Raw genomic sequence first — 24,301 nt, 5'->3', positions numbered from 1 at the left:
CCCGTATGCGACCTTCGGCCGCATGTCCTCAAACGCCGGACGGGCTGGATGTGCGGCTTGGCCGCACATCCAGCCTCGCCGGCGATTGAGGCGCGGGGTCTGGGGCGGAGTCCCAGGGCTGGATCGCGCCGACGGGCTGTCGGTACGTGTGGCCCCCGGACGGGCGTAGCGTTGCCGCTATGACTGCGTACGGATCCTTTCCCGGCGCGCGGCCGCGGCGGCTGCGCACGACCCCCGCGATGCGGCGCATGGTCGCCGAGACCCGGCTCCACCCCGCCGATCTGATCCTCCCCGCCTTCGTACGGGAAGGGATCAGCGAGCCCGTCGCCATCTCCGCGATGCCCGGCGTCGTGCAGCACACCCGCGACACCCTCCGTAAGGCCGCCGTCGAGGCGCGCGAGGCGGGCGTAGCCGGGATCATGATCTTCGGGGTGCCGGAGGACGCGAAGAAGGACGCGGCCGGGACGGCGGGGACGGACCCGGACGGGATTCTCCAGGTCGCGATCCGGGACGTGAAGTCCGAGGTCGGGGACGAGCTCGTGATCATGTCCGATCTGTGTCTCGACGAGTACACCGATCACGGTCACTGCGGGGTCCTCGACGCCGAGGGGCGCGTCGACAACGACGCCACCCTCGAGCGGTACGCCGAGATGGCCCAGGTCCAGGCCGACGCGGGCGTCCATGTCGTCGGGCCCAGCGGGATGATGGACGGCCAGGTCGGCGTCATCCGCGACGCGCTGGACACCATCGGCAAGGAGGACGTGTCGATCCTGGCCTATACGGCCAAGTACACCTCCGCCTTCTACGGCCCCTTCCGCGAGGCCGTCGGGTCCTCGCTCCGCGGTGACCGCAAGACGTACCAGCAGGACCCCGCCAATGTCCGCGAGTCCCTGCGGGAGTTGGCGCTGGACCTGGAAGAGGGAGCCGACATGGTGATGGTCAAGCCGGCGGGCCCGTATCTCGATGTGCTGGCGAAGGTCGCCGAGGCCGTGGACGTGCCGGTCGCCGCGTACCAGATCAGCGGTGAGTACGCGATGGTCGAGGCCGCGGCGGAGAAGGGCTGGATCGACCGCGACAAGGCGATCGCCGAGACGCTGCTGGGTATCAAGCGCGCGGGCGCGAGCATGATCCTCACCTACTGGGCGACGGAGGTCGCGCAGGGGCTCGGCGCAGGTCGCTGAGGAAGGAACTTTCCCGACGGCCCGGTGCGCGCACGCGCACCGGGCCGTCCGCGGTACCGGTCACGCGACGGCGTACTCCCCGAGGGCCGGTTCGAGCATGCCGAAGGCGCGGGCAGCCTCGTCCGCGACGGCCTGGGCGATGTCGTCGTTGGTACGGCCCGCGAGGGTGAGCTCCTGGATACGCCGGAACAGCACCCGGTGCACCGCGCCGAGCAGGGCCGCGGCCGTACGCGGAGTGATGTCGGCGGTGGAAGAACCGGTGGCCTGGGCCAGGGCGTCGGTGAGGGCCTCCTCGCGCCGGTCGTGCAGGCTGCGCAGACACACCGACAGAGTGGGGCTGTCGTCGATCATGCGGGAGAAGTCCAGGCCGGCGAATCCCGCGACCGGGTTCTGCGCCGCGACGGCGGTCTCGAACGCGCGGCGCAGCGCCGTGAGGGCTGACTCTCCGGTACCCCGGGTCGCCACCGTGTGCGCCAGGCTCCCGACGAACTCCTCCTGGTGGTCCAGAGCCATGTCCTCCTTGCGCGGGAAGTAGTTGGTCACCGTCTTCTTGGCCACGCGCGCGGCGTCGGCGATCTGCGCGATGGTCGTCTCTTCGAAGCCCTGAGCGATGAAGAGCCGGGTGGCCTGGTCGGAGATCAGTTGCCGTGTCTCGCGCTTCTTGGACTCCCGCAGTCCGGTCGCCGGCTCGGCGGAGGCGGGGGCGTTCCTGCCCACTGCTGTGCTGGTCTCGGTACCCATGGAGAAATCTTACATCGGTGGCAAATTTATGTTGACACCCGAGGTACGTCGGATCTAAGTTTACGTCTAACGTAAGTTTCTCTCTCGAGGGGACGCCTCGTATGCAGCACGTCGACATCGCCAAGGCCCTCGCCGATCAGGCTGAGGCCGACTACCGCGCCGCTCGCCGGGGTTCAGGGCGACGGCAGCTCGCGCAGATCCCGCCCGCCCGCTTCCGGGACAACAACGTCCGCGTACGCAACCTCCCGCGGCGCAGCTCGTACTGACCGCCGCCGAGGTCTCCGCCCCCGTCAACTCCCCCTTGCGTGAAGGAGCCTGCCTTGCAGATCACCACTTCCACCGTCTCGCTCACCGTCGACGATGTGGCCGCTTCCCAGGCCTTCTTCACGACTCACCTCGGCTACCAGGAACAGGCCGTCGCCGAAGGCTTCGCCTCCCTCACGCGGCCCGACGCCGCGGTGGACATAGTCCTGCTGCGGCGCGGCATCGAGGTCCTGCCCGCGGATCAGCGCGACCGGCACGCCGGAGGTCTGATCCTCGCCTTCACCCTCACGGGGCTGGAGGCCGAGGAGAAGCGGCTGCGTGCGGAGGGCGTCGAGATCACCATGCCGTTGCGCGAAGAGCCGTGGGGCGAACGCCTCTTCCAGGTCACCGACCCCAACGGACTGATCATCCAGTTCGTCGAATGGGTCACGCCCGCCGACGCTCAGGAGGAGAGCATGTGAGGGCCCCGGTTCACGCGGGCGTGAACCGGGGGTCCCGGCTCACGCCCGCGTGACCAACGCGGCTGTGCCTACGGCGCGTCGAGCACCGTGCCGGTCAGGACCGGGCCGTCCGGCTTGCCCTCGTCGTCGGTGGGCTGGAGGCCCACGTACTCCGTCGGCTCGGCCACCTGGTCGCGGACCGTGGGCACAGGCACCTCGGCGCTCGTCTTCCCGGCCGGTACCCCGGCCCACAGGTAGGCGTACTCCAGCTGGGACAGCGGCACTTCACCGTCCGGGACCTCGCCGAGCATGTCGAGCAGCCACTGCCGGTCGACGTCCTTGGTGGACAGCTCGGGGCGGCCCGTTACGGGGACGATCTTCAGCGTCTTCGTGATCTCCACGTCGGCGGGCGCGGACAGGGAGATCTGCCACTTGAGGGGCTGCCCCTCGGTCACCTTGCCGGCGACCGGCTTCACGGTGATCTCGGGCATCGGGTCGTCGTTCTCGGCGGTGACCCCGCCCGCGTGCGAGCCGACGACGGTTCCGCGGACCGCCTTCACGAGCACGTCGTGGGACACGTCCCAGGCGTACCGCTTGTTGCCCTTCACCTGCACCGACACGTCGATGCTGCTGCCACCGGGCCGCACTGTCACCAGCCGGTCCTTTGCCTTGCCGGTGGCCGGGTCGAGGACGTACAGCCGGACCGTGCCGCTGCCCTTCCCGGAAACGCGGACGGGCACCCGGTACGTGTGGACGCCCGAGTCGCCCTCCTTGACCTTGAGGCGACCGATGTCGACACGGGTCAGGGAGGCTTCCTTCACGGCGGGGGTGCCGGGGCTCCACGCCCAGGCGTCCATCAGCCACGCCTGTCCGGAGCTGGTGCGCGGGGTCAGCTCCAGAGAGGCGATGTGGCGCAGGTCGAGGCTGGCGCGGGTGGCCGCGGTGAGCGGTACGCGCACCTCGCGCGCCCAGTAGGAGGCGGTGCGGTCGCTGCCAGGGAGGCCGTCCACCTGCACGCGACCGAGGTTCGCCCGCTTGCCGGAGGCGTCGGTGACGGACACGTCGAGCTGTGTGCCGGTGGAGTTCGGCGGCACGAAGACGCGCAGCGCGAGGCTCTTGGCGTCCTTGACGGAGAGCGGCTTCTCGGGGCGGACCTTCACCGCCGAGCCGGGCGTGGACCAGCGCAGGGCCACCGCGCGGCGGCCCGTCTCGCGTTCCGGCCCCCAGTTCGCGAAGTGCGGCGAGGAGCCCGCCTCCGTGTCCAGGCAGGCCGCGCGCGGGTCGGGATCGATCGCGGAGCACAGCCGTCCGCCGGTCACCTTCACGGAGCCGTCCGGCAGGAACCCGGCGCCGCGGTTCGCGCCGACCGCGTGGGTCAGCACCCGCGCGGGATCTGCGGAGGGGGCCCGGCGGCCCGAGCCGTCGAGCAGTTCGCGCACCCGGTCGTCACCGGCGACGAACAGCCGGGCCGCGGCGGCGATATAGGTGGCGCCGGCCCGGTGCTGCTGGTCGGCGGTCAGCCGGGTCGCGGTGCCCGGCGAGCACACCGGGTCCGGCTGCTCGGGGTCGGGCCAGAAGTCGTCGTCGGCGGGCGCCTGGGCCTTGCCCGGCGTCCACTCGCTGTTGAAGTAGTTGTGGTTGGCTCCGACCATGTAGACCGCGCTGTGCAGGGCCTTGCCCCGGCTGACCCCGCGGGTGCCGTCGGCGTACACCTGGCCCTGGAGGTCGGAGACGTCGCCGTCGCAGCCCGGCAGGATCGTCAGCGACGGCACGTCCGGCACCGGGTTCTGGCCGAAGATCGTCGGCCCGATGAGCACGGTCCCGCTGATCTGCCAGCGTACCTTTCCGCGGTAGCTGTCCTGGGCGGGCGGGGGCGGGTACAGGCTGTCCATGGCGGCGCGGTTGACGCCCTCGCCGCCGCGCGAGTGGCCGACGAGCAGGACGCGGGACAGGTCGGCCTTCGGCGCCTTCCGTACGGCCGCGGGTGCCGCGGCCGGCTTTGCGGCCCAGTCGGCCCAGCGGGTCAGGTGGGTGCGCACCAGAGAGGAGCGCGCCTGCGCGCCGCCGTCCTCGGCGGCTCCGTCCTGGCCGTTGATGCCGTTGGCGGAGATCGACACGGTCACATAGCCCTGGGAGGCCAGCAGTTCCTGGTCCCGCAGATAGCCCCGGTGGCTCGGGATCGGCTTGGCGCCCTTCGCACAGGGCCAGTCGCCGTTCACCTCCTCGCTGCCCGGGACGTAGCAGGTGGCATGCCGGCCGTGCAGGAACAGCGCGACCGGACGCTTGCCCTTGGCGTCCTTCGGTGCGACGACGACGCCGCGCATCTCGACGGGCGCGGAGAAGCCGGGCAGGCGGACCGGGTCGAGTGCGTACTCGCCGGTGACCGTGCGGTACGTGCCGGGCTTGCCCGGGTCGACGGAGCCGGCCGGAAGCTTGGCAGGCGGTTTCGCGGCGGAAGGGGAGCGCCGGTCACGAGCGCCGTCGGCTTCCTGGTCCAGCCGCCGGCCGGCCGCCAGCACCTGAAGATCCGCCAGATCTGCTGTGCGCGCGTCGTCGAATGGCAGCCGGAATGTCCGGCCGTCCTTCTCCGGCTCGGGCACGCCGACAAGCTTGCCGTCGGCGTGGAACTCCACGCGCGCGTCGCCCGCGGGTACCCGGCGCGGGGAACGCCACTCCAGCGCCTGTTCCCCGTCGGTGTTCGTGATCCGCCAGCCGGGCGGCAGGCCGTTCTCTTCGTTCGCCGCCCTGACGGGCGTGACATCAGGTGGCTGCGGCTGGGCGTAAGCCACTGCCGGCGACACCCCCGCCACCGTGAGCACCGCTATCGCGGTGGCCCACACTCTCCGGGCTCGTATCAACGGTCTCTCCTCAACCCCCCGACTGGGGCGCCCGGTTGGGCCCGGGTGCCTCTCGATTCCGGAGGACGGGGAGAAGATCCTGTGGGTTGCCTGGGGGTACGTGAACAGGGAGTGGCCACAGTGACTGTGGCGCGAAATAGGGGCTCACATGGCTGACCGCGGACCGGGGGAGCGTTCTCCCCGGCCCGCGGTCTGTGTGGGGGGTGGGTCAGCAGTACAGGTTGGAACCTGTCGGCACGCCCAGGATCTGCGTGAACTGCGTGTAGTTGTTCACGCGGCTCTGCACCTGCGCCGGGTTCTTGCCGTCGCATTCGAGCGAGCCGTTGATGGAGCGGATGGTCTGGCCGAAGCCGGCCTGGTTGACCATCGCGTTGTGCGGGGTCATCGTGCCCGGGCCGTTCTGCGTGTTCCAGTACCAAAGGCCCGTCTTCCAGGCCACCGCGGCGTCGTTCTGCACAAGCCAGGGGTTGTTGAGCAGATCAATGCCGAGCGCGTCGCCCGCGGCCTTGTAGTTGAAGTTCCAGCTGAGCTGGATCGGCCCGCGGCCGTAGTACGCGGCCTGGCCGGCCGGGCAGCCGTAGGGCTGGCTCCAGTCGCAGTAGTGCGGGTAGTTGGCCTCGTTCTGCTCCACGATGTGGACCAGACCGCCGGTTTCGTGACTGACGTTGGCGAGGAAGGCGGCGGCCTCCTGCTTCTTGACGGTGTCACTGCCGGTGTTCGCGAAGCCGGGGTACGCGCTGAGGGCGGCGGTCAGCCCGCTGTACGTGTAGAACGAATTCCGGTTCGGGAACATCTGATTGAACTGCGACTCGCTCACGACGAAGCCGGACGGGGACGGGTTCCCGCCGCCGCTACAGGTGTACGGGTCCCAGTACCAGGTGCTGATGGTGGGGTCGTAACCCGGGTTGTCGTGCTCGGCTATGTAGTACTTGCCGTCTGTGTATTTGACAACGTTGCCAGTGCCGTACCAAGTACCGGCAGACCAGTTCGGCGCGGAGGTGCAGGCGTCCGCGGTGGCGGCGGTCGCGGCGGGCATGAAGACCGCTGCCAGTCCGCTTCCTACGAGGACCGCTATCAGCAACGCCAGGATGCGTTGTCTCAGCATTCGATCACTCCTTTGCACGGCAACGGCCTTGTCCGGATCGGGCGTTGAGGCCTCCGAACAGGCCGTGGTGGGGGGCTTGCCGCACACTCAAGCGTGTTGACGTGATCGAGTCAAGGTATAGACCAATGTGACCTTAGGTCAGCCGAAAATTGTTCTTCCGGTCAGTCCCACCAGAAGGTCCAGTGCTGCCTGCCCAGCAGGCCCTCCGTCGCGTACTCGCGGATCGTGTCGTACCCCTGCCGGACGTTGTCCGGGCAGAACGCGTGGTGCTCGGCGGCGACTGCGAGCGCCTCCGTCATCGTGCGGGGCGGGGCCGCGACGGAGACGTCCAGGCGGTCGAAGTGGAGCGCGACGACGCGCAGTCCGAAGCGGTCCTCCCACGAGCGCAGGACGGTGGACAGCGGGCCCGTGTCGTAGTGGATGCCCGCGGCGGTCCAGCCCAGCGCGCTGAGGATGTCCGCGCTGCGGCGTACGGGAATCAGCCCGGCCCGGGCGCCGGGCAGTCGGCCGGCCTCCATCAGCTCGTCCGCGACCCGGGCGGCCGTGACGTCCGGGTCGGCCACCCGCTCGCCCGCGGGGGCGAGGCCCGGCCACTCGGACGTGAACGGGGCGATGGTGTCCGCGTCGTCCTCGGCTTCGTTCTCCGCCATGTCGTAGTCCCACAGGGACGTCAGGACCTCTTCGACGTCGTAGTCGTCCGGGTGCGACACACGGTCGAGATCGAGGTCCCGATCCCAGGAGAGGGAGCGGTCCTCGTCGTTGACGAGCAGCACCGGGTGCATGCCGGATGCCTCCCGGGCGGGGAGCAGGCGCGCCCAAGTGTTGAGCTGTGCGGGCTCGTTCGCGTACCAGAGGGACGGCTGGACGCGCATGGCACCGGGCGGTAGATCCAGGCCGAGCGCGTTCGGGTTGATCACCATGGAAGTGACTTTAGGGGTCACCACTGACAATTGGCTCAGATCAGGGTGGCGGTGAAGGCGGCCCAGGTGGCGGGGGTGAGGGTGAGCATGGGGCCGTCGGGGTTCTTGGAGTCCCGGACGTGGACGGCGGCGGGGTGGGTGGCTACCTCGACGCACTCGCCGCCTTCGCTGCCGCTGTGGCTGGACTTGCGCCAGGCGTACGCGACTTCTAGGCAGTCGCCGCCGTCGCTGCCGCTGTAGCTGGACTTGAACCAGTGCAGTGCGGTGCTCATTGCTCTCCTAGCAAACGGTCCAACAGGCCCACGGTGTCCTCTTGGTTGAGTGCCTGAGTCCGCAGCATCGCATACCTCTGGGCAAGGATGCTCACCTCATCGAGGTCCGAAATGAGCTGACTTCCACGCTGAGTTTCGGCGTACGCGAGGTACTGGTGATCCGGGGTCTCCAGCAGAATGAAGGGGCCGTCAAGAGCGGGGTGAGCACCTCGATCGAGTGGCATGACCTGGATGGAGACCCCAGGGAGTTCGGCGCAGGCGCGGAGGTGGCGAATTTGCTCCGCGCAGGTCTCCCCGTCTCCTAGGCGAAGCATGAGCACCGGCTGCCAGATGACGAAGCTGACGCTCATTGGGTTCTTGCGCTGCAAGATCTCCTGGCGCTCGATGCGGGTTGCGACGCGCTTGGTGATCTCATCCTCGTCAAGGATTGGGATGCGGCTGCGGAAGACGGCGCGGGCATAGCTCTCGGTCTGCAGCTGGCCCGGAACGACCTGGTTCTGATACGAGGACAGGGCGATTGCCTCGCGCTCCAAGTCCATGTACTGCTCCGCCCACGCCGGGATCAGATCAATTTCGGGCATGTTGGCGACCGCTGTCTCCAGCGCGTTCTTGGTTTCCAGCAGACGGTCCAACCGTACGGCGAGGTCGGGCTTGAGGGGGCGGCGACCCTGCTCAATCGAGGCGATTGTCTCCAAGTTCACATTGATCGAACTGGCCAGTTCGCGCTGGGTGAGCCCGGCTGTTTCCCGGAACATGGCCAACTGCGCGCCCACGAGCTTCATCGCCGACGCGTTCTTTCGCTGCCGCTTTCTGGGGTGCATGCCCGTCCAACTCCCCACCCGTATCAGTACGTCACGCACTGCGGGCCCGTACGGATTTCTTGTACGGGTTCGCCTACTGCACCACCGTAGTCACGGGGAGTGACGCTCGTCTCATGGATGACGTCATTCAACAACCCTGTCTGCGGGAGCAGTTCTACCGCCGCGAGCTGCGATCCGTGCCCGCTGCCAGGAAGTTCGTACGCACCGCCGTGACCGACTGGGGCGTCGGTGCCCGTATCGACGACGTACTGCTCTGCGTGAGCGAGCTGGCCACCAACGCGCTCGTGCACGGCGTACCACCTGGGCGCGGCTATCGGCTGAAGCTATGGCTGTACGGGGACGGGCTGCTCCGTATCGAGGTGCATGACAGCGGCGACGGGGAGCCCGGAGTGCGGGAGCCGGACGGGGAGTCGGGGCGGGGGTTGATGCTCGTGGATGTGCTCGCCGACAAGTGGGGGGTCGGCGAGCGCGATCCGGGGAAGATCGTGTGGTGCGAGTTCGGACCTACTTCTTGAGAAGGTCCGCGAGGCGGGACAGGCTGTCGGCCTCGTAGCCCTGCTCGATCGCGCGGTCCATGATCGCCTGGAGCGGCTCGAAGAATTCCGTGCTGACTCCCTGGTCGCGGAAGGTGTTCAGGAGGTTGGGGAAGGCGGCCTGGCTCACGGCGAGGCTGGAGACATCCGTCAGGTGCTGTCCCGTGTCGATCGCCTTGCCCAGCTCCGGCGCGCCCGAGAGCATCGCGCTGATCCAGGGGACCAGGAGCTCGGAGAATTCGGTGGCTGGGATGTTCTCCGTACGCACCAGCGCGAAGGCTTGCAGGACGCCCATGAACATCCCGTACATGCCGGTCAGCAGCGCCAGGTCGTGCAGGGCCGCGAGGCCCGGGTCGGTGCCGGTCCACTTGGTGTCGCCGAGGGCAGCGAGGGTGGGGCGGTGGGTCTCGTAGGCCTGCTCGTCGCCGCTGTAGAGGACGTACGCGTGCGGGCCCGCGATCATCTGCGGTACGGCCATGATGCCGCCGTCGATGTAGTGGGCGCCGTGCTTGGCGGACCAGGCGGCCAGGTCGCGGGCCTGGGCTGGAGTGCCGTTGGTGAGGTTGACCAGGGTCTTGCCGGCGACGGCTTCGGGGAGGGTGGCGAACAGCTCCTCGACGTTGTCGTTGGTCAGCAGGCAGAAGACGACGAGCGGGCTCTCGGCCACCGCCCCGGCGGCGGTCTTCGCGGGGAGCGCGCCCTGGGCGACCAGCGGGCCGGTCTTGGCGGGGGAGCGGTTCCAGACGGTGACGGGGTGTCCGGCCTTCAGGAACGCGGCGGCGAGGGCCGTGCCCATCATTCCGAGGCCGAGCACGGATACGGGGGGCTTGTTCGCGGGCATGACTGGGCTCCTCCGGAAGGAAAGGGAATGCGGTGCGGGATTGCTTCCGATCCTTGCCCGGCGGCGAAAAGGGAACAAGTACCGACTATTAAGTCAGGTACTCACCAGCTGGTAAGTGATGGATCCCGTAAGTGCTGTGGTGATCTCCGGCCGGGCGGCGCACTCTGGAAGAAGTACCGCTGGAGGTGATCCGCCATGAAGACACTCGTCGGATGGCACATCGAGATGGAGTTCCAGGAGGACGGCGACCGGACGAGAGCGGCCGCCATGGTGAGGCTCGGCGACGGCACGGAAATGCGCGGGCACGGCAATGCCCAGCGCCACCATTCCGACCCGGAGCAGCTGCGTGTGGGCGAGGAGATCTCGGGCGCACGGGCGCTCATGGACCTCGCCTCGCAAATGCTGCAGAAGGCCCACACGGAGATCGATGAAGCATCGGGCAGAACGTCCCGCCCGCTGATGTGACTGGAATGCGGTGACAGCCCCCGCCGGGGATCCGGTGGGGGCTGTCGCGTGGTGTGCGTCAGTACGTGGTGTACCTCAGTACGTGGTGTACCTCAGTACGTGAGCGCGTCGGACATGCTGCTCTGCCAGTAGCTGACGGCCGCGGTGTCGTCGATGTACGTGCCCGCGGGCAGGGTGAGCACGTGGGGGTTGCCGATGGAGCCTGAGCCGTCGCGCGGGGCGAACATCACGGCGAGGGTCTTTGCCGTACCCCCGTTCTCGCCGCTGCCGTCGGCGGAGGCCAGGAGGATCGAGGCGTACGCGGACTGCCTGGGGGCGATGGTGACGACTGCCTGCGGCTTGCTCTCGTCCATGATCTGCGTGGCGGCCTGGCCGTCGTCGAAGCGGAGGAGCGGGGCGTGGTAGGCGTTGCACGCCTTGGAGCCGGTGTTGGTGACGGTGAGCAGCAGGTGGTTGATGGGGCGGCTCACCTTGCTGACGGTGACCTTGGTGTTGGCGCCGGTGCAGGCGGTGGTGACGGGGCCGGTGCCATCGCCGGTCTTTCCGTTGCCCTTGGGGGTGGGCTCGGTGTCCGCCGTGGGCTGCTTGGTCTTGTCCGCGGCCGGGGCCTTGGCGTCGGTCGTGGGCTCGGTGTTGCCGACCGCGGGGGCGCTCGTGGACGGGGCCGACGCGCTGGGCTTCTTTCCGTCGTCGTCGGCGGACTGGCACGCGGTCAGTGAGAGGGCGGCCAGCAGAGCGGTGGCGGCTACGGCGGCGTTGCGCATGGTGTTCGGTTCTCCCCGTGTGGACGGTCTGTAGGTCAGAAGTGGCAGATGAGGGTCGTGAGGATCGCGATCGACGCGATCAGTACGAGTACCGCCACGGCATCAATGAGGCTGTCGCGGATTCGGCTTCGCATTGATCACAGGCTGGGCCGCGGCGGATTCCGGCCGCAACAGGCCCTGAACCATTGGGGATGCTGGAACGCTTCCGCGTACTGTGACCTGGTCGGATTTCACGTCCCTGGAACGGCGTTCCGGGACAGTCGGCAGGGTTCACAAGGGGGGAACACGGCAGTGGCGACGCCAGAGGCCGAGGATTTCGCGGTCCTGCTCAGAGAACTGAAGGACCGCTCCGGACGCAGCTACGGCGTGCTGGCGGGCAAGCTCCATGTCAGTACGTCCACGCTGCACCGGTACTGCAACGGCGACGCCATCCCGACCGAGTACGCCCCCGTGGAGCGGCTCGCGCGGCTGTGCGCGGCGACGCCGGACGAGTTGGTGGAGCTGCACCGGCGCTGGATTCTCGCGGACGGCGCGCGCAAGCGGGCGCGGGTGGAGGGCGCGGCTCCGGAGGCGGTGGCGGAGGCAGCCCCAGCAGCCCCCGAGATCGCGCCCGAGGTCGCGCCCCAGGTCGCCCCTGACGTCGCGCCAGACGCCGAGGCCGACTTCGCGCCGCGCGCCCGCGACCCCAGGCGGCTGCGGATCGGCCTTGCCGCGGGGGCTGTTGTCGCCCTTGCCGTGCCCGCCGCATTCGTCGCCGGCCACGCGGTCACAGGGGACGAGGACGGGAAGAGGACCGGCGCCGTCTCCGACACAAGCTCCGCCCCACGCACCGCCGCGCCCCGCTCCACGGCCCCGAGCGCTTCGCCGAGCGGAAGCCCTTCCGCGAGCACATCGCCGAGCGGGAGTCCGTCGGCCTCAACGTCGCGGAGCCGCGCCACCACGCCACCGGCGGCTGCCGGCGTACCGCTGCGCGTGGGCATCAGTTCGTACAACTGGGAATCGCCCTGCTACCAGTACTACCTCCTGGACCAGGCCCCGGAAGCGGTCCCGCCGCCGCCCGCGCCGCAGGACAACCGGGGCTGGGGCCGGGCGCTGGGCGGGGTGGACGGCGGCCACATATTTCTTCAGCTGACCGCGACGGGCAAGACAGCGGACTCGGTGGTGCTGAATGCCGTGCACGTACGGGTCGTTGCACGCAGTGCACCCCTGGACCGGAAGGCGTACTCGATGTCCTACGGCTGCGGTGGCGGCATCACCCCGCAGACCTTCGACATCGACCTGGATGCCGCGCATCCGCCGGTGAAGCCCGTGGCGGGGCAGGACGGCGACACCGTCGTGCCCGCCAAGGACTTCCCGTACAAGGTCGCGTCCAACGATCCGCAGGTGCTCAACCTCGACCTCCACACCGAGGGACACGACGTCAGCTGGTACCTGGAGCTCGACTGGAGCAGCGGGGACCGGCGGGGGACGGTACGTATCGACGACGGCGGGAAGCCGTTCCGCATGAGCGCGATCAAGGGACCGACCGAGTACGGGTACTGGCCGGACAAGAGCAGTTGGGTCGAACAGCCCAAATCCTCCTGAGGACCCCTGGGGTCAGAGACGCTCGGGGGTGCGGATGCCGAGGAGCGCCATGCCCTGGTGGAGCGTACGGGCCGTGATGTCGCACAGGAACAGACGATTCTCGACCTGGGCCGGGGTGTCTGCCTTGAGGACCGGGCACTCGGAGTAGAACGTCGTGTAGAGCGACGCCAGTTGGTAGAGGTACGCGGCCAGCTTGTGCGGCTCGTACGAGGTCGCGACCTCCGCGAGGGTCTCACCGAACTGGTCCAGGTGGAGGCCCAACGCGCGCTCTGCCGGGGCCAGTTCGAGCTCCGGGTGGGCGGCCGGCTTCGTGTCGCCCGCCTTGCGGAGGATGGACTGGATACGGGCGTAGGCGTACTGGAGATACACGGACGTGTCGCCGTTGAGCGAGACCATCTGGTCCAGGTCGAACTTGTAGTCCCGCGCCGCCGACGTGGACAGGTCCGCGTACTTGATCGCGCCGATGCCCACCTGGGTGGCGCGCTCGGCGATCTCCTCCTCCGTCAGGTCCTGGGCCTTCTCGCGCACGACCGCCGTCGCCCGCTCCACCGCCTCGTCCAGCAGGTCCACCAGCCGCACCGTCTCGCCCTCACGGGTCTTGAACGGCTTGCCGTCCTTGCCGAGCACCGTGCCGAACGCCAGCTGGACGGCCTTCACCTCGTCGTTCAGCCAGCCCGCCCGGCGCGCGGTCTCGAAGACCATCTTGAAGTGCAGGGACTGCCGGGCGTCCACGACGTAGATGAGCGTGTTCGCCTTCAGGTTCTGCACCCGGTCGCGGATGGCGGAGAGGTCGGTGGCCGCATAGCCGTAGCCGCCGTTGCTCTTCTTGACGATGAGCGGGGTCGGGTTGCCGTCCGGTCCCTTCACGTCGTCGAAGAAGACGCACAGCGCACCCTCCGAGCGGACCGCCACGCCGGACTCCTCCAGGAGGCGGCAGGTCTCGTCGAGCATGTCGTTGTAGCCGGACTCGCCGACGATGTCGGGGTCGCGGATCTCCATGTCGAGCTTGTTGAAGACCGAGTAGAAGTAGATCTTCGACTCGTCGACGAAACGCTGCCAGTGGGCACGCGTCTCCGGGTCCCCGGCCTGTAGGGCCACCACCCTGTTGCGGGCGCGGTCCTTGAACTCCTCGTCGGAGTCGAAGAGCGCGCGGGAGGCCTTGTAGATGCGGTCCAGGGACGACATGGCCTCCTCGCCGGAGACCTCCTCGACGCCCTCGTGGTCCAACTCGTGCGGGTGCTCGATCAGGTACTGGATGAGCATGCCGTACTGGGTGCCCCAGTCGCCGATGTGGTGGCGCCTGATCACCTTCTCGCCCGTGAACTCCAGGATCTGCACCATCGCGTCGCCGATCACCGCGGAGCGGAGGTGGCCGACGTGCATCTCCTTGGCCACGTTCGGCTGGGCGTAGTCGATGACCGTCGTGCCCGCGTGCTCGGCGTACGGAACTCCCAGCCGGTCGTCGGCGGTGCGGGCGGCCAGGGTCTCGGTGATCGCCTGGTCCGTGATCGTGATGTTCAGGAAGCCGGGGCCCGAGACCTCGATGTCCCCCAGCACATCATTGGCCGGGATCGCCTCGACGACCTTGGTCGCCAGCTCGCGCGGATTGCCCTTCAGCTTCTTGGCGAGTGCCAGGATGCCGTTGGCCTGGAAGTCGGCCCGATCGCTTCGGCGCAGCAGCGGGTCGGCGGAGTCGGCCTCCGGCAGAGCTGCCGAGAGGGCGTCCGCGAGGTGCTGCTGCACGGTCGAAGCGAGGGAAGGGACCGAGGCCATGAGCTTCCGTTCCTGTCGAGGGTGTCGTGGGGTGTCTGGACGGTTGTCAAGTATCCCATGGAGACACAAGCCATTTCCCGCGAGAATGGCGGGGGAGCGGGCAACCTCGGAGGGGTGCCTCCCGTCTGGGAGAATGGTTTACATCCCAAGCAACCGAACCAACCCGAGCAACCCGAGCATCAAGGACGAGGACGTGCCGATCGTGGCTCAGAGCAGCACCGAGACCGACTGGGTCTCCCGTTTCGCGGACGAGGTCATCGCCGAGTCGGAGCGACGTGCGCCTGGCAAACCGGTCGTCGTCGCGTCCGGCCTGTCGCCCTCCGGCCCGATCCACCTGGGCAATCTGCGTGAGGTGATGACCCCGCACCTGGTCGCCGACGAGGCCCGGCGGCGTGGGTACGAGGTCCGGCATCTGATCTCCTGGGACGACTACGACCGGTACCGCAAGGTGCCGGCCGGGGTCCCTGGCGTGGACGACTCGTGGAGTGAGCACATCGGCAAGCCGCTCACCTCGGTGCCCGCGCCGGCCGGGTCGGCGTACCCGAACTGGGCCGAGCACTTCAAGGCCGCGATGGTCGAGGCGCTGGCGGAGCTGGGGGTCGAGTACGACGGCATCAGCCAGACCGAGCAGTACACGGCGGGTGCGTACCGCGAGCAGATCCTGCACGCGATGAAGAACCGGGCGAAGATCGACGCGATCCTCGACCAGTACCGGACCAAGAAGGCTCCCGCGAAGAAGTCGCAGAAGCCGGTGGACGAGGCGGAGCTGGAGGCGGCGGAGGGTTCCGGCGCAGCCGCCGAGGACGACGGCAGCGGGGGCGCCGGGGGCTACTTCCCGTACAAGCCCTACTGCGGGCAGTGCGGGAAGGACCTGACGACCGTCTCGTCGTACGACGACGAGACGACCGAGCTGGCGTACACCTGCTCGGCGTGCGGCTTCGGGGAGACGGTGCGGCTGAGCGAGTTCAACCGCGGCAAGCTGGTCTGGAAGGTCGACTGGCCGATGCGCTGGGCGTACGAGGGCGTGATCTTCGAGCCGAGCGGCGTCGACCACTCGTCGCCGGGGTCGTCGTTCGTCGTCGGCGGGCAGATCGTTCGGGAGATCTTCGACGGTGTGCAGCCGATCGGCCCGATGTACGCGTTCGTGGGGATCAGCGGCATGGCGAAGATGTCGTCCTCGCGCGGTGGTGTGCCGACGCCGGCCGACGCGCTGAAGATCATGGAGCCGCAGCTGCTGCGCTGGCTGTACGCGCGACGCCGGCCGAACCAGTCCTTCAAGATCGCCTTCGACCAGGAGATCCAGCGGCTCTACGACGAGTGGGACAAGCTGGACGCCAAGGTCGCGGACGGGACGGCGCTGCCCGCGGACGCCGCGGCGCACTCGCGGGCGGCGCGTACCGCCGCGGGTGAGCTGCCGCGTACGCCGCGCCCGCTGCCGTACCGCACGCTCGCCTCGGTCGTCGACATCACGGCCGGCCACGACGAGCAGACGATCCGCATCCTGAGCGATCTGGACCCGGCGAACCCGCTGTCCTCGCTGGACGAGGTCCGGCCCCGGCTGGACTGCGCCGAGAACTGGATCACCACCCAGGTCCCGGCCGACCAGCGCACCCTGGTGCGCGAGGAGCCGGACACGGAGCTGCTCGGCTCGCTGGACGACCAGGGGCGCGAGTCGCTGCGGCTGCTGCTCGAGGGGCTGGACACGCACTGGTCCCTGGACGGCCTGACGACGCTGGTCTACGGCGTGCCGAAGGTGATGGCGGGCCTGGAGCCGGACGCCAAGCCGACGCCGGAGCTGAAGGTCGCGCAGCGGTCGTTCTTCGCGTTGCTGTACCACCTGCTGGTGGGCAAGGACACGGGGCCGCGGCTGCCGACGCTGCTGCTGGCGGTGGGCGCGGACCGGGTGCGGAAGCTTCTGGGGGCGTAGGGCTCGCCTGCGGCGGGCGTTCCCCTACCCTCCCCTTCCCGAACTGGGGGCAAGCCCCCAGACCCCCGTACGCCCTTCGGGCGTGTCCTCAATCGCCGGACGGGCTTGAATTTTCGCCCGTCCGGCGGAAACTTGAAGCGGCAAATCAAGCCCCGTGGGGGTCCCCCCGGACGAAGTCTGGGGGAGATTGAGGAGCGGAGTCTGGGGCGGAGCCCCAGTTGTGGCCCGGGCTAAGCGATGTGTTCCGCCTCGAGATCCGACTGGTAGCGGTTCCTGAACGCCGGGATCAGCCGGCGCAGCAGCGCGGGGCTGCGGGGGTGCTGGACGCCGTGGCCGTCGTTGAGGTGTATGTCGAGTTGCTCGGCGCTGGGGAAGTCCCCGTGCTGCTGCACGTACGTCCGGAAGACCGGGTATGCGAGCTCGGCGAACTCCTCGTCCTCCGCCGGGCCGGGAACGGCAGGCCCCTCCAGTACGTCGTCCACCGGCTCGGGGAAGGCCTGGGGCTCCGGCTGCTGGGTCTCCGTACGGGGGCCGGGGACCATGCCGCCGAGAGGGCGGGTGCGGCCCGGGCCCGCGGGGACGCGTACGGGGGTGGGCTCCAGGCCCTCGACGTACGTCGGGTTGAAGGCGGCGCTCTCGTAAGCCTCCTGCGGCACCTGCGGCGCGGCGAACCAGGGGCTCTCGTGAGCCTCTGAGCCGCCCTCAGCGGGCTGCGGCTGCTGCGCGGCGTACTGCTCCTGCTGCGGGACGTATTGCTGGTCGTACTGCTCGTACTGCTGGTCGTACTGCTCCTGGTACTCGTCGTGCTCCTGCGGCCACTCCTGCCCGCGCGGCAGCTCCGGATGGGGCTGCGGCTGGGCCTGGACCTGGACCTTCGGCTGGGGCTGCGACTCGACCTGGGACTGGGGCGCCGGAGGCAGCAGCACCGGCTCGACGCCCGCCGCGGCCAGCCCCGCCGGGGCCGTCTCCGCGAGCGGTACGCCGTACTTCGCGAGCCGCAGCGGCATCAGCGACTCGATCGGGGCCTTGCGTCTCCAGCCCCGCCCGAACCGCGCCTGGAGGCGCGCCTGGTAGATCAGCCGGTCCTGCTCCAGCCTGATGACCTGCTCGTAACTGCGCAGCTCCCACAGCTTCATCCGGCGCCACAGCTTGAACGTGGGGATGGGGGACAGCAGCCAGCGGGTGAGGCGCACGCCCTCCATGTGCTTGTCCGCCGTGATGTCCGCGATCCGGCCCACCGCGTGCCGCGCGGCCTCGACCGAGACCACGAACAGCACCGGGATGACCGCGTGCATGCCGACGCCGAGCGGGTCGGGCCAGGACGCCGCGCCGTTGAAGGCGATCGTGGCGACCGTCAGCAGCCAGGCCGTCTGGCGCAGCAGCGGGAACGGGATGCGCAGCCAGGTCAGCAGCAGATCCAGGGCGAGCAGGACGCAGATGCCTGCGTCGATGCCGATGGGGAAGACGAGGGAGAAGTCGCCGAAGCCCTTCCGCACGGCGAGCTCGCGTACGGCGGCGTACGACCCGGCGAAGCCGATCGCGGCGATGATCACCGCGCCCGTAACGACGAGCGCGATGAGTATTCGGTGCGTGCGTGTCAGCTGCATCGCGGCCACCCGCGATCCCCTCCCGTTTTCGAATCCAGCGGGCACAGCCTGGCACACGCTTGCGGAGCCCGTCCCTCCGGGCGTGCTTCGAAAGGGTTACGGGCTCCGTCAACAAGCGGTGGCCGGGACGTACTTGAGGCCGTGGCCGAAACTTACTTGTTGGCGACGCCGACCGAGGTCACGGCCTCCTTGGCGGCCGCCGTCGCGCTCGCCAGCAGGTCGGCGGAGTCCGGGGACTTGGCGCCCGCGTAGCCGGTGCCGTTGTAGGTGAGCGTGATCACGATGTTGTCCGTACGTGTCACGATCGTGGCGTAGGAGAAGTCCTCGCCGGTCTTCTTCAGCTCGTAACGGATGGCCGTGGCCGCCTCGCCGACGCCCTTCACGACCGAAGTCCGGACATTCTTCGCGCCCTCGGTGGCCTGCGTCTTGGCGATCTCCTTGGCGTAGTTGTCCTCGGCGCGCTTCTGGCCGCTGACGCCGAGGGAGGTCTCGGAGTCGTACCGGAGGAAGGAGACGTCGAACCAGCGGTACTGCGAGCCCTTCACGCCCTTGTCGTCCAGACCGTTCCAGGAGCAGCTGCCGCGGCTGGTGATATCGCTGGACTTGCCCGATGTGCCCGCCTTGGACTTCGTCGCCGGGACCAGCTTCTCGATCGTCTTCGTGGAGACCGACTTGCAGGGATTGGGCAGCTTCGCGTACTTGGCGGGCGCGACGGTCGCGGGCTTCTCCCCGCCCCCCTGGTCCTTGGGGGAGGCGGAGGAGGACGAGCCCGAGTCCTTGCCGGCTTCGGAGCCGGAGTCCGAGGAGCAGCCGGCGACGACGAGCATCACCGGGACGGCTGCGCAGGCGAGTATGCGGGTGAGTCGCGGGGCTGAACGCTGCATGGTTCCTTCAGTGGATCGATTGTCGTGTCGTACGGGCTGTCCGGCTGTCCGGTTGTCCGTCCGTCCGACTGCCCGTCCGGTCGGCGAGGCCACGGTACGCGGACATGGCGCGTCCGCGGGTGTGTCTGCCGATACGTACGTCACTGACCGGCCGGTCCGCGGGGCCGGTCAGTCGCTGAACCCTTCGGCGAGTCTGCCGGCCAGACTCTGTGCCTTTTCCTGCAGTTCCTTGCTGTCCGGGACCTCTGTCGTACGGGCGGGCTGCGCGCCGTAGACGATGGTCACGATCACGTTCGATGTGCGGAAGACCACGCTCACGGTGCGGCGCTGGGCGGTCGATCCGGCACCCGCTCCGGTGAGGACGTCGTCGATGAAGGCGGCGTCGCCGAGGCCGTCGAGGACGCGGGGTTCGAGCCCGTCGGGGGTCCCGGACGGGGTGCCGGAGGGAGTACCCGTCGGCGTCGCGCTCCCCGTCGGTGTCGGTGTCGGTGTCGGCTTCGGCGTCGTGGACGGTGACTGGGGCTGGGAGGGGGAGGAGCCGGTGGCCGTGGACTCCTGGCCCTTCTCGGTGCGGGGGTCGGCGGGGACCGGCAGCGAGGCCGCGGCCTGCTTCTTGGCGAAGACCTCTTGCGCCCGGTCGTCGTCGCTCACGGCCGTGTCGTAGGAGACGACCCGCTCGAAGTCGACGCTGAGGATGTGGGAGGCGTCCGCGGAGTCGGCCTTCCAGCCGCAGCCGACGCGGCGGTCGGTGTCGTAGGTGACGACGGCCGTGCCGCGGAAGATCCTCTGCTGCTGTTCCTCGGGCAGCTCGGCGGCTCCGGGCAGCAGGTCCTTGAGGGTGGAGCGCCCTATGGAGCCGCAGGGCTCGGGGAGCGTGCGGTACTTGCCGGGGGCGGCGACGGAGGACTTGGGGCCGCCGGCCTTGGAGTCGATGGCGGAGCCGCCGGTGCCGGTGCCGGCGGTGCAGCCGGCGACGAGCGCCGCGAGGAGCGTCGCGAGGCCGGGTACGTACGCCTTTCGTTGCACGGTCCCAGGCTCCCTTCGAGAGGAAAAACGGTTGCCGCCCGACAGCGGCCGATGGACACAATGTCTATCGCACGCGCAGCCGTGGATGCCGGTCCGTTGAGTCTTTTGCGGGCCTTCGGGCAGATTTTGCGCTTTGAGACTTTTATGGGCTTTCGGGGGAATCGAGGAAGTATGTCGTACGTAGAGGTACCGGGTGCCAAAGTCCCGATCCGGATGTGGACAGACCCTTCGACGGTCGAGGGCGGTGCCATGCAGCAACTGCAGAACGTCGCCACTCTGCCGTGGATCAAGGGCCTCGCCGTGATGCCGGACGTCCACTACGGCAAGGGCGCGACGGTCGGCTCGGTGATCGCGATGCACGGGGCGGTCTGCCCGGCGGCGGTCGGCGTCGACATCGGCTGCGGCATGTCGGCGGTGAAGACCTCGCTGACCGCGAACGACCTGCCGGGTGACCTTTCCCGGCTCCGCTCGAAGATCGAGCAGGCGATTCCGGTCGGCCGGGGGATGCACGACGATCCGGTGGACCCGGGTCGGCTGCACGGTTTTCCGACGGCGGGGTGGGGTGACTTCTGGAGCCGGTTCGACGGGGTGGCTGATGCGGTCAAGTTCCGTCAGGAGCGGGCGACGAAGCAGATGGGTTCGCTCGGAAGCGGAAATCACTTCATTGAGTTCTGCCTGGACGAGTCGGGATCGGTCTGGCTGATGCTGCACTCCGGATCCCGGAACATCGGCAAGGAGCTGGCCGAGTACCACATCGGCGAGGCCCAGAAGCTGCCGCACAACCAGGGTCTGATCGACCGTGACCTGGCGGTCTTCATCGCGGACACGCCGCAGATGGGGGCGTACCGTAACGATCTTTTCTGGGCGCAGGAGTACGCGAAGTACAACCGCGCGATCATGATGGGACTCTTCCAGGACGTGGTCCGTAAGGAGTTCAAGAAGGCGAAGGTGACCTTCGAGCCGGTCATCTCCTGCCACCACAACTATGTGGCGGAGGAGCGGTACGAGGGGATGGACCTGCTGGTGACCCGTAAGGGCGCGATTCGGGCGGGCAGCGGGGACTTCGGCATCATTCCGGGCTCGATGGGCACCGGCTCGTACATCGTGAAGGGGCTGGGTAACGCGAAGTCGTTCAACTCGGCCTCGCACGGGGCGGGCCGGAAGATGAGCCGGAACGCGGCGAAGCGGCGCTTCTCGACGCGTGACCTGGAGGAGCAGACGCGGGGAGTGGAGTGCCGTAAGGACTCGGGCGTCGTGGATGAGATTCCGGGTGCGTACAAGCCGATCGAGAAGGTGATGGAGCAGCAGCGGGACCTGGTGCAGGTCGTCGCGAAGCTCAAGCAGGTCGTGTGCGTGAAGGGCTGAGGTCCGGCACAACACGTGATCGACATGCCCCGGACTGACTGCAGTCCGGGGCCTGCCGCTGTGACAGCAGTTGTCGGACCTCGGTGGCCGGAGTGGTGCGCCAGGCTCGGCCGCATACTGCGAGTTCGACACGCCGCTTGAGCCGGGAAAGGCATACGGGCTGAGCACTCCGCTGAGGGTCCGGGCTGTGGCAGAGCATGCGAAGTCCGAACTGCACGTCGGCTTGAGAGAGTTGCCATACGGCCAGGAGCCCCCCGGGGACAAGGAAAGGCGCGGTAGCGTCGGCCTCCTGAGGTTGGTGCCGCAACCCGCGACGGGCAGTACCCGGTCACTGGTCGACATGGAGTACCCGGGCCAGAGCGCCTACGTAGACATCAAGGCCCCCTCCGTGGCCGGTGAACCCGATGTCGCCGCGGTCGGCGCCACCGTACGCGCGGACGTCGGGAAGCCGTTCGATGTGAAGGTCGGCATCCGCAATGACGGCACGGCCCCAACGCACAAGGGACGCATAGAGCACCTGTCCGTGCGGATCCCCAAGGGGGTCGACGTGCAGCTCGCCGACAAGCGGTGCCGGCGCACGACCACCCCACCGAGCGCGCTGTACGCATGCGAGCACGACGGCCATGTCCTGCATCCAGGGGAAAGCGCCCTTTTCGGCTTCCGGATGCAGGTCACCCGTCCGCTCGCCGAGACCAACGGCTTCGTCTACAGATACGGCTTCGACGAGGGCAAGGGCAACAACGTCAACGATGAGTCCCAGCTGACAATCTCCACAAGCACCCCGCCGAACGTCTCCACACCCAACCGGCACGACGCTCCACCGGTCATCGGTATCGCCGCAGGCTCCGCGGCCGCCCTCGGCGGGTGCCTGTCTGTCCTGGTCATCCGACGACGGGCATTGGATGGATCTGCTGGTTACCCGCAAGGGTGCGGCTCGGAGGAGTGGGGGATCATCCCCGGTCCCGTGGGCACGGAGTCGTACATCGTCCGTGGTCTGGGGAACGAGAAGTCGTTCAACTCGGCGTCGCACGGGGCCGGCCGGAGGATGAGCCGCACCGCTGCGAAGCGGAAGTTCACGGCGAAGGACCTGGAGGAGCAGACGCGGGGTGTGGAGTGCCGTGAGGACTCCGGCGTGGTGGATGAGATCCCGTCGGCGTACAAGCCGATCGGGCAGGTGATCGACCAGCAGAAGGACTTGGTGCAGGTCGTCGCCAAGCTCAAGCAGGTCATCTGCGTCAAGGGCTGAGGAGCAGCACACCACGTCATCGACGGGCCCCAGAGGAGCGCTGGGCCTGGAAATGTCGTCGGTTTCAAGACGGCCAAGCGAGCCGTCTGTTGTCATCTCACCTCGTTGTGGAGCGCATCGGGGGCTGGGCAACGCATGGAGGGGCCCTGGTGCCGTACGGCACCAGGGCCCCGAAGGAATTGCTACACCATCTGCCGGCCCTAGTTCTGCGCCGGCCTACTGGGTCCGCGGAACCGGCCCGAAAGTCGGGCGGGCGTGCGGGGATCGCGGATGCGTGACCGGGGACCACCTGCCTATCCGGGGTCTTGCGGTACCCGGACTCAGTCCTTCTAGTCCGGGCGATCCTGATGGCGCTCGACTCCTCCGTTCTTCCCTCTGAACCAACTACTGATATTGCGAACTGGGGTACTGCTGACACTGCGACCTGCTGGTGGCCTCAAGAAGCCACTCCGTCCGGCAGCCAGCCCCGTCGCCCGTCCTGCATCTGCTCTGGCTCAGAACCCCACTGCCGAACCTCTCAGCACGCGTGCCTGCAGCCCGGCGCCTTTGCTGAGAGACCACTGTGTACCGACTGTCTGCTGCACTTACTGCGGTACTGCTCATGGCAGCCCCTGCCGGGCCACCCGGTACGGCCGTCGTCAGTCCCGTCGCCATCCTGCGACAACCCTGGCTTCGGAACTCCACCACCGCACCGCACTGCGAACTCACTACCGCTGCCCGCCAGTTCATGTCTGGCCGGGCCCTTCGACCTTGGCTACGAGAGAAACCATAACCACACGGCAACCCAATGTCTACTTCGGCGGGAACAGATTTTGGAGTTCATGAACGGCAGCTATTCTGCAGACCTGAGACGAGGCCGCCGTCGAACGCTGCTTAGCATGACCGCATGGCTGCCCATGACCCCCACGTCCCAGCACATGACCATGTCTCCCCCGGCCCGCCGCACCCCGACAGCGGCACAGCCCGCCCAGCCGGGGCGACCGGTGGCCAAGAGAGAGAAGAATCCGGTCCTGTCGGTGCTCTCGTGGAGCGGGCAGCCGACATCGTGCAGCCGCTCAAACCGAAGTTGCGCGGCTGGCTCCACGCGGGGATGGTTCCCGCCTCGCTGATCGCAGGCGTCTTCCTCATCCTTCTGGCCCGCACGCCGCAGGCGGTCCTTGCCTGCACCGTCTACGCCGTCACCGCCTGGCTGCTGTTCGGAACGAGCGCGGTGTACCACCGCGGCACCTGGGGGCCGCTCGGCGAGGCCGTCCTGCGGCGCCTCGACCACGCCAACATCTTCCTGATCATCGCCGGCACCTGCACTCCCATGGCCGTACTCCTGCTCCCCCCGGGGCAGCGGACGGTCCTGCTGTGGATCGTGTGGACGGGCGCGCTGGCCGGCGTCGCCTTCCGCGTGCTGTGGGTCGGGGCTCCCCGCTGGCTCTACACGCCCTGCTACCTCGCCCTGGGCTGGGCACCGGTGCGCTACCTGCCCGACTTCCTGCACACCGGCGGGGCAGCCGTACTGACACTGATCGTGGCCGGTGGCCTCCTCTACAGCGCCGGCGCAGTCGTCTACGCCCTGCAGCGCCCAGACCCCTCACCCCGCTGGTTCGGGTACCACGAGGTCTTCCACGCGTTCACCGTGACGGCCTTCGCGGCGCACTACACCGCCATCTGCCTCGCCGCCCTCTGACCCAGC

General features: G+C 68.7%; 22 protein-coding genes and 1 pseudogene. 10 read left to right on the top strand and 13 right to left on the bottom strand.

The features are described from left to right. Positions 1-179: 179 nt before the first annotated feature. On the top strand, positions 180-1,181 hold the full coding sequence (gene hemB / locus QFZ67_RS16400) for a porphobilinogen synthase (protein WP_307661834.1): 1,002 nt from the start codon (positions 180-182) through the stop codon (positions 1,179-1,181). A gap of 60 nt (positions 1,182-1,241) precedes the next feature. Here hemB and QFZ67_RS16395 read toward each other — a convergent pair whose 3' ends face one another. After that, entirely contained in the window at positions 1,242-1,922 is a 681-nt protein-coding gene (locus tag QFZ67_RS16395; RefSeq protein ID WP_307661833.1) for a TetR/AcrR family transcriptional regulator, read from the bottom strand. A gap of 101 nt (positions 1,923-2,023) precedes the next feature. Here QFZ67_RS16395 and QFZ67_RS16390 point away from each other — a divergent pair, with 101 nt between their 5' ends. Then, positions 2,024-2,188, top strand: coding sequence for a hypothetical protein (locus QFZ67_RS16390; RefSeq protein ID WP_307661832.1), 165 nt, complete (start codon positions 2,024-2,026; stop codon positions 2,186-2,188). A gap of 54 nt (positions 2,189-2,242) precedes the next feature. Next, on the top strand, positions 2,243-2,647 hold the full coding sequence (locus tag QFZ67_RS16385; protein ID WP_307661831.1) for a VOC family protein: 405 nt from the start codon (positions 2,243-2,245) through the stop codon (positions 2,645-2,647). 68 nt (positions 2,648-2,715) lie between these two features. Here the strand turns inward: QFZ67_RS16385 and QFZ67_RS16380 are convergent, their stop codons facing one another. The 5 genes from QFZ67_RS16380 to QFZ67_RS16360 form a co-directional block, all read right to left on the bottom strand. Then, positions 2,716-5,484 (bottom strand): hypothetical protein, encoded by a 2,769-nt coding sequence (locus tag QFZ67_RS16380; protein WP_307661830.1) that lies wholly within the window; start codon positions 5,482-5,484, stop codon positions 2,716-2,718. A 208-nt stretch (positions 5,485-5,692) separates the two neighbouring features. Further along, positions 5,693-6,589: a chitinase gene (locus QFZ67_RS16375; RefSeq protein WP_307661829.1), complete on the bottom strand. Its 897-nt coding sequence runs from the start codon at positions 6,587-6,589 to the stop codon at positions 5,693-5,695. A gap of 161 nt (positions 6,590-6,750) precedes the next feature. Beyond that, entirely contained in the window at positions 6,751-7,509 is a 759-nt protein-coding gene (locus tag QFZ67_RS16370; RefSeq protein WP_307661828.1) for a DUF4253 domain-containing protein, read from the bottom strand. Positions 7,510-7,544: 35 nt separating this feature from the next. Further along, positions 7,545-7,781 (bottom strand): DUF397 domain-containing protein, encoded by a 237-nt coding sequence (locus QFZ67_RS16365; RefSeq protein ID WP_307661827.1) that lies wholly within the window; start codon positions 7,779-7,781, stop codon positions 7,545-7,547. After that, positions 7,778-8,602: a helix-turn-helix transcriptional regulator gene (locus QFZ67_RS16360; protein WP_307661826.1), complete on the bottom strand. Its 825-nt coding sequence runs from the start codon at positions 8,600-8,602 to the stop codon at positions 7,778-7,780. The genes QFZ67_RS16365 and QFZ67_RS16360 overlap by 4 nt, the downstream gene beginning before the upstream one ends. A gap of 113 nt (positions 8,603-8,715) precedes the next feature. Between QFZ67_RS16360 and QFZ67_RS16355 the strand changes: the two genes are divergently transcribed. Beyond that, complete coding sequence (locus QFZ67_RS16355; RefSeq protein WP_307661825.1) at positions 8,716-9,117, top strand: ATP-binding protein; 402 nt, start codon at positions 8,716-8,718, stop codon at positions 9,115-9,117. On the opposite strand, the gene QFZ67_RS16350 is transcribed toward QFZ67_RS16355, so the two are convergent. Further along, positions 9,107-9,976 carry an NAD(P)-dependent oxidoreductase gene (locus QFZ67_RS16350; protein ID WP_307661824.1) on the bottom strand — a complete coding sequence of 290 codons (870 nt, stop codon included), beginning with the start codon at positions 9,974-9,976 and terminating at the stop codon, positions 9,107-9,109. The genes QFZ67_RS16355 and QFZ67_RS16350 overlap by 11 nt on opposite strands. A gap of 195 nt (positions 9,977-10,171) precedes the next feature. Here QFZ67_RS16350 and QFZ67_RS16345 point away from each other — a divergent pair, with 195 nt between their 5' ends. Then, entirely contained in the window at positions 10,172-10,441 is a 270-nt protein-coding gene (locus tag QFZ67_RS16345; RefSeq protein WP_307661823.1) for a DUF1876 domain-containing protein, read from the top strand. A gap of 92 nt (positions 10,442-10,533) precedes the next feature. Here QFZ67_RS16345 and QFZ67_RS16340 read toward each other — a convergent pair whose 3' ends face one another. Then, on the bottom strand, positions 10,534-11,205 hold the full coding sequence (locus QFZ67_RS16340; RefSeq protein ID WP_307661822.1) for a DUF4232 domain-containing protein: 672 nt from the start codon (positions 11,203-11,205) through the stop codon (positions 10,534-10,536). Positions 11,206-11,496: 291 nt separating this feature from the next. Between QFZ67_RS16340 and QFZ67_RS16335 the strand changes: the two genes are divergently transcribed. Next, entirely contained in the window at positions 11,497-12,789 is a 1,293-nt protein-coding gene (locus QFZ67_RS16335; RefSeq protein WP_307661821.1) for a helix-turn-helix transcriptional regulator, read from the top strand. 12 nt (positions 12,790-12,801) lie between these two features. Here the strand turns inward: QFZ67_RS16335 and argS are convergent, their stop codons facing one another. Then, a complete protein-coding gene (gene argS, locus QFZ67_RS16330; protein ID WP_307661820.1) occupies positions 12,802-14,562 on the bottom strand; it encodes an arginine--tRNA ligase in 1,761 nt (586 codons plus the stop codon). Positions 14,563-14,755: 193 nt separating this feature from the next. On the opposite strand from argS, the gene lysS reads away from it, so the two are divergent. Next, a complete protein-coding gene (gene lysS / locus QFZ67_RS16325) occupies positions 14,756-16,489 on the top strand; it encodes a lysine--tRNA ligase (RefSeq protein ID WP_307665866.1) in 1,734 nt (577 codons plus the stop codon). Between the two features lie 230 nt (positions 16,490-16,719). On the opposite strand, the gene QFZ67_RS16320 is transcribed toward lysS, so the two are convergent. The 3 genes from QFZ67_RS16320 to QFZ67_RS16310 form a co-directional block, all read right to left on the bottom strand. Continuing rightward, entirely contained in the window at positions 16,720-18,105 is a 1,386-nt protein-coding gene (locus QFZ67_RS16320) for a DUF2637 domain-containing protein (protein ID WP_307661819.1), read from the bottom strand. A 143-nt stretch (positions 18,106-18,248) separates the two neighbouring features. After that, positions 18,249-18,980 carry a DUF3558 family protein gene (locus QFZ67_RS16315; protein WP_307661818.1) on the bottom strand — a complete coding sequence of 244 codons (732 nt, stop codon included), beginning with the start codon at positions 18,978-18,980 and terminating at the stop codon, positions 18,249-18,251. Positions 18,981-19,148: 168 nt separating this feature from the next. Continuing rightward, a complete protein-coding gene (locus QFZ67_RS16310; RefSeq protein WP_307661817.1) occupies positions 19,149-20,006 on the bottom strand; it encodes a DUF3558 domain-containing protein in 858 nt (285 codons plus the stop codon). A 171-nt stretch (positions 20,007-20,177) separates the two neighbouring features. Here QFZ67_RS16310 and QFZ67_RS16305 point away from each other — a divergent pair, with 171 nt between their 5' ends. Beyond that, on the top strand, positions 20,178-21,371 hold the full coding sequence (locus QFZ67_RS16305) for an RtcB family protein (protein WP_307661816.1): 1,194 nt from the start codon (positions 20,178-20,180) through the stop codon (positions 21,369-21,371). A gap of 328 nt (positions 21,372-21,699) precedes the next feature. Here the strand turns inward: QFZ67_RS16305 and QFZ67_RS16300 are convergent, their stop codons facing one another. Next, entirely contained in the window at positions 21,700-21,996 is a 297-nt protein-coding gene (locus QFZ67_RS16300; RefSeq protein ID WP_307661815.1) for a hypothetical protein, read from the bottom strand. A gap of 277 nt (positions 21,997-22,273) precedes the next feature. Here QFZ67_RS16300 and QFZ67_RS16295 point away from each other — a divergent pair. Both QFZ67_RS16295 and QFZ67_RS16290 read left to right on the top strand, forming a co-directional pair. Then, positions 22,274-22,617 (top strand): annotated as a pseudogene (locus QFZ67_RS16295) (RtcB family protein); the annotation flags it as partial. Positions 22,618-23,641: 1,024 nt separating this feature from the next. Beyond that, positions 23,642-24,295, top strand: coding sequence for a hemolysin III family protein (locus QFZ67_RS16290; RefSeq protein ID WP_307661814.1), 654 nt, complete (start codon positions 23,642-23,644; stop codon positions 24,293-24,295). Positions 24,296-24,301: the final 6 nt, after the last annotated feature.

Origin of the sequence: Streptomyces sp. V1I1 (assembly GCF_030817355.1) — a bacterium.
Taxonomy (GTDB): Bacteria; Actinomycetota; Actinomycetes; order Streptomycetales; family Streptomycetaceae; genus Streptomyces.
This window is presented reverse-complemented; position numbering and strand designations above follow the sequence as displayed.

What these genes read in the sequence shown, in the direction of transcription:
- QFZ67_RS16315 (WP_307661818.1), bottom strand. Translation starts at nt 18,980, where the DNA reads ATGCAGCGTTCAGCCCCGCGACTCACCCGCATACTCGCCTGCGCAGCC.
- QFZ67_RS16340 (WP_307661822.1), bottom strand. Translation starts at nt 11,205, where the DNA reads ATGCGCAACGCCGCCGTAGCCGCCACCGCTCTGCTGGCCGCCCTCTCA.
- QFZ67_RS16355 (WP_307661825.1), top strand. Translation starts at nt 8,716, where the DNA reads ATGGATGACGTCATTCAACAACCCTGTCTGCGGGAGCAGTTCTACCGC.
- hemB (WP_307661834.1), top strand. Translation starts at nt 180, where the DNA reads ATGACTGCGTACGGATCCTTTCCCGGCGCGCGGCCGCGGCGGCTGCGC.
- QFZ67_RS16395 (WP_307661833.1), bottom strand. Translation starts at nt 1,922, where the DNA reads ATGGGTACCGAGACCAGCACAGCAGTGGGCAGGAACGCCCCCGCCTCC.
- QFZ67_RS16390 (WP_307661832.1), top strand. Translation starts at nt 2,024, where the DNA reads ATGCAGCACGTCGACATCGCCAAGGCCCTCGCCGATCAGGCTGAGGCC.
- argS (WP_307661820.1), bottom strand. Translation starts at nt 14,562, where the DNA reads ATGGCCTCGGTCCCTTCCCTCGCTTCGACCGTGCAGCAGCACCTCGCG.
- QFZ67_RS16375 (WP_307661829.1), bottom strand. Translation starts at nt 6,589, where the DNA reads ATGCTGAGACAACGCATCCTGGCGTTGCTGATAGCGGTCCTCGTAGGA.
- QFZ67_RS16345 (WP_307661823.1), top strand. Translation starts at nt 10,172, where the DNA reads ATGAAGACACTCGTCGGATGGCACATCGAGATGGAGTTCCAGGAGGAC.
- QFZ67_RS16370 (WP_307661828.1), bottom strand. Translation starts at nt 7,509, where the DNA reads ATGGTGATCAACCCGAACGCGCTCGGCCTGGATCTACCGCCCGGTGCC.
- QFZ67_RS16365 (WP_307661827.1), bottom strand. Translation starts at nt 7,781, where the DNA reads ATGAGCACCGCACTGCACTGGTTCAAGTCCAGCTACAGCGGCAGCGAC.
- QFZ67_RS16305 (WP_307661816.1), top strand. Translation starts at nt 20,178, where the DNA reads ATGTCGTACGTAGAGGTACCGGGTGCCAAAGTCCCGATCCGGATGTGG.
- QFZ67_RS16360 (WP_307661826.1), bottom strand. Translation starts at nt 8,602, where the DNA reads ATGCACCCCAGAAAGCGGCAGCGAAAGAACGCGTCGGCGATGAAGCTC.
- QFZ67_RS16350 (WP_307661824.1), bottom strand. Translation starts at nt 9,976, where the DNA reads ATGCCCGCGAACAAGCCCCCCGTATCCGTGCTCGGCCTCGGAATGATG.
- QFZ67_RS16300 (WP_307661815.1), bottom strand. Translation starts at nt 21,996, where the DNA reads ATGGCCGTCGTGCTCGCATGCGTACAGCGCGCTCGGTGGGGTGGTCGT.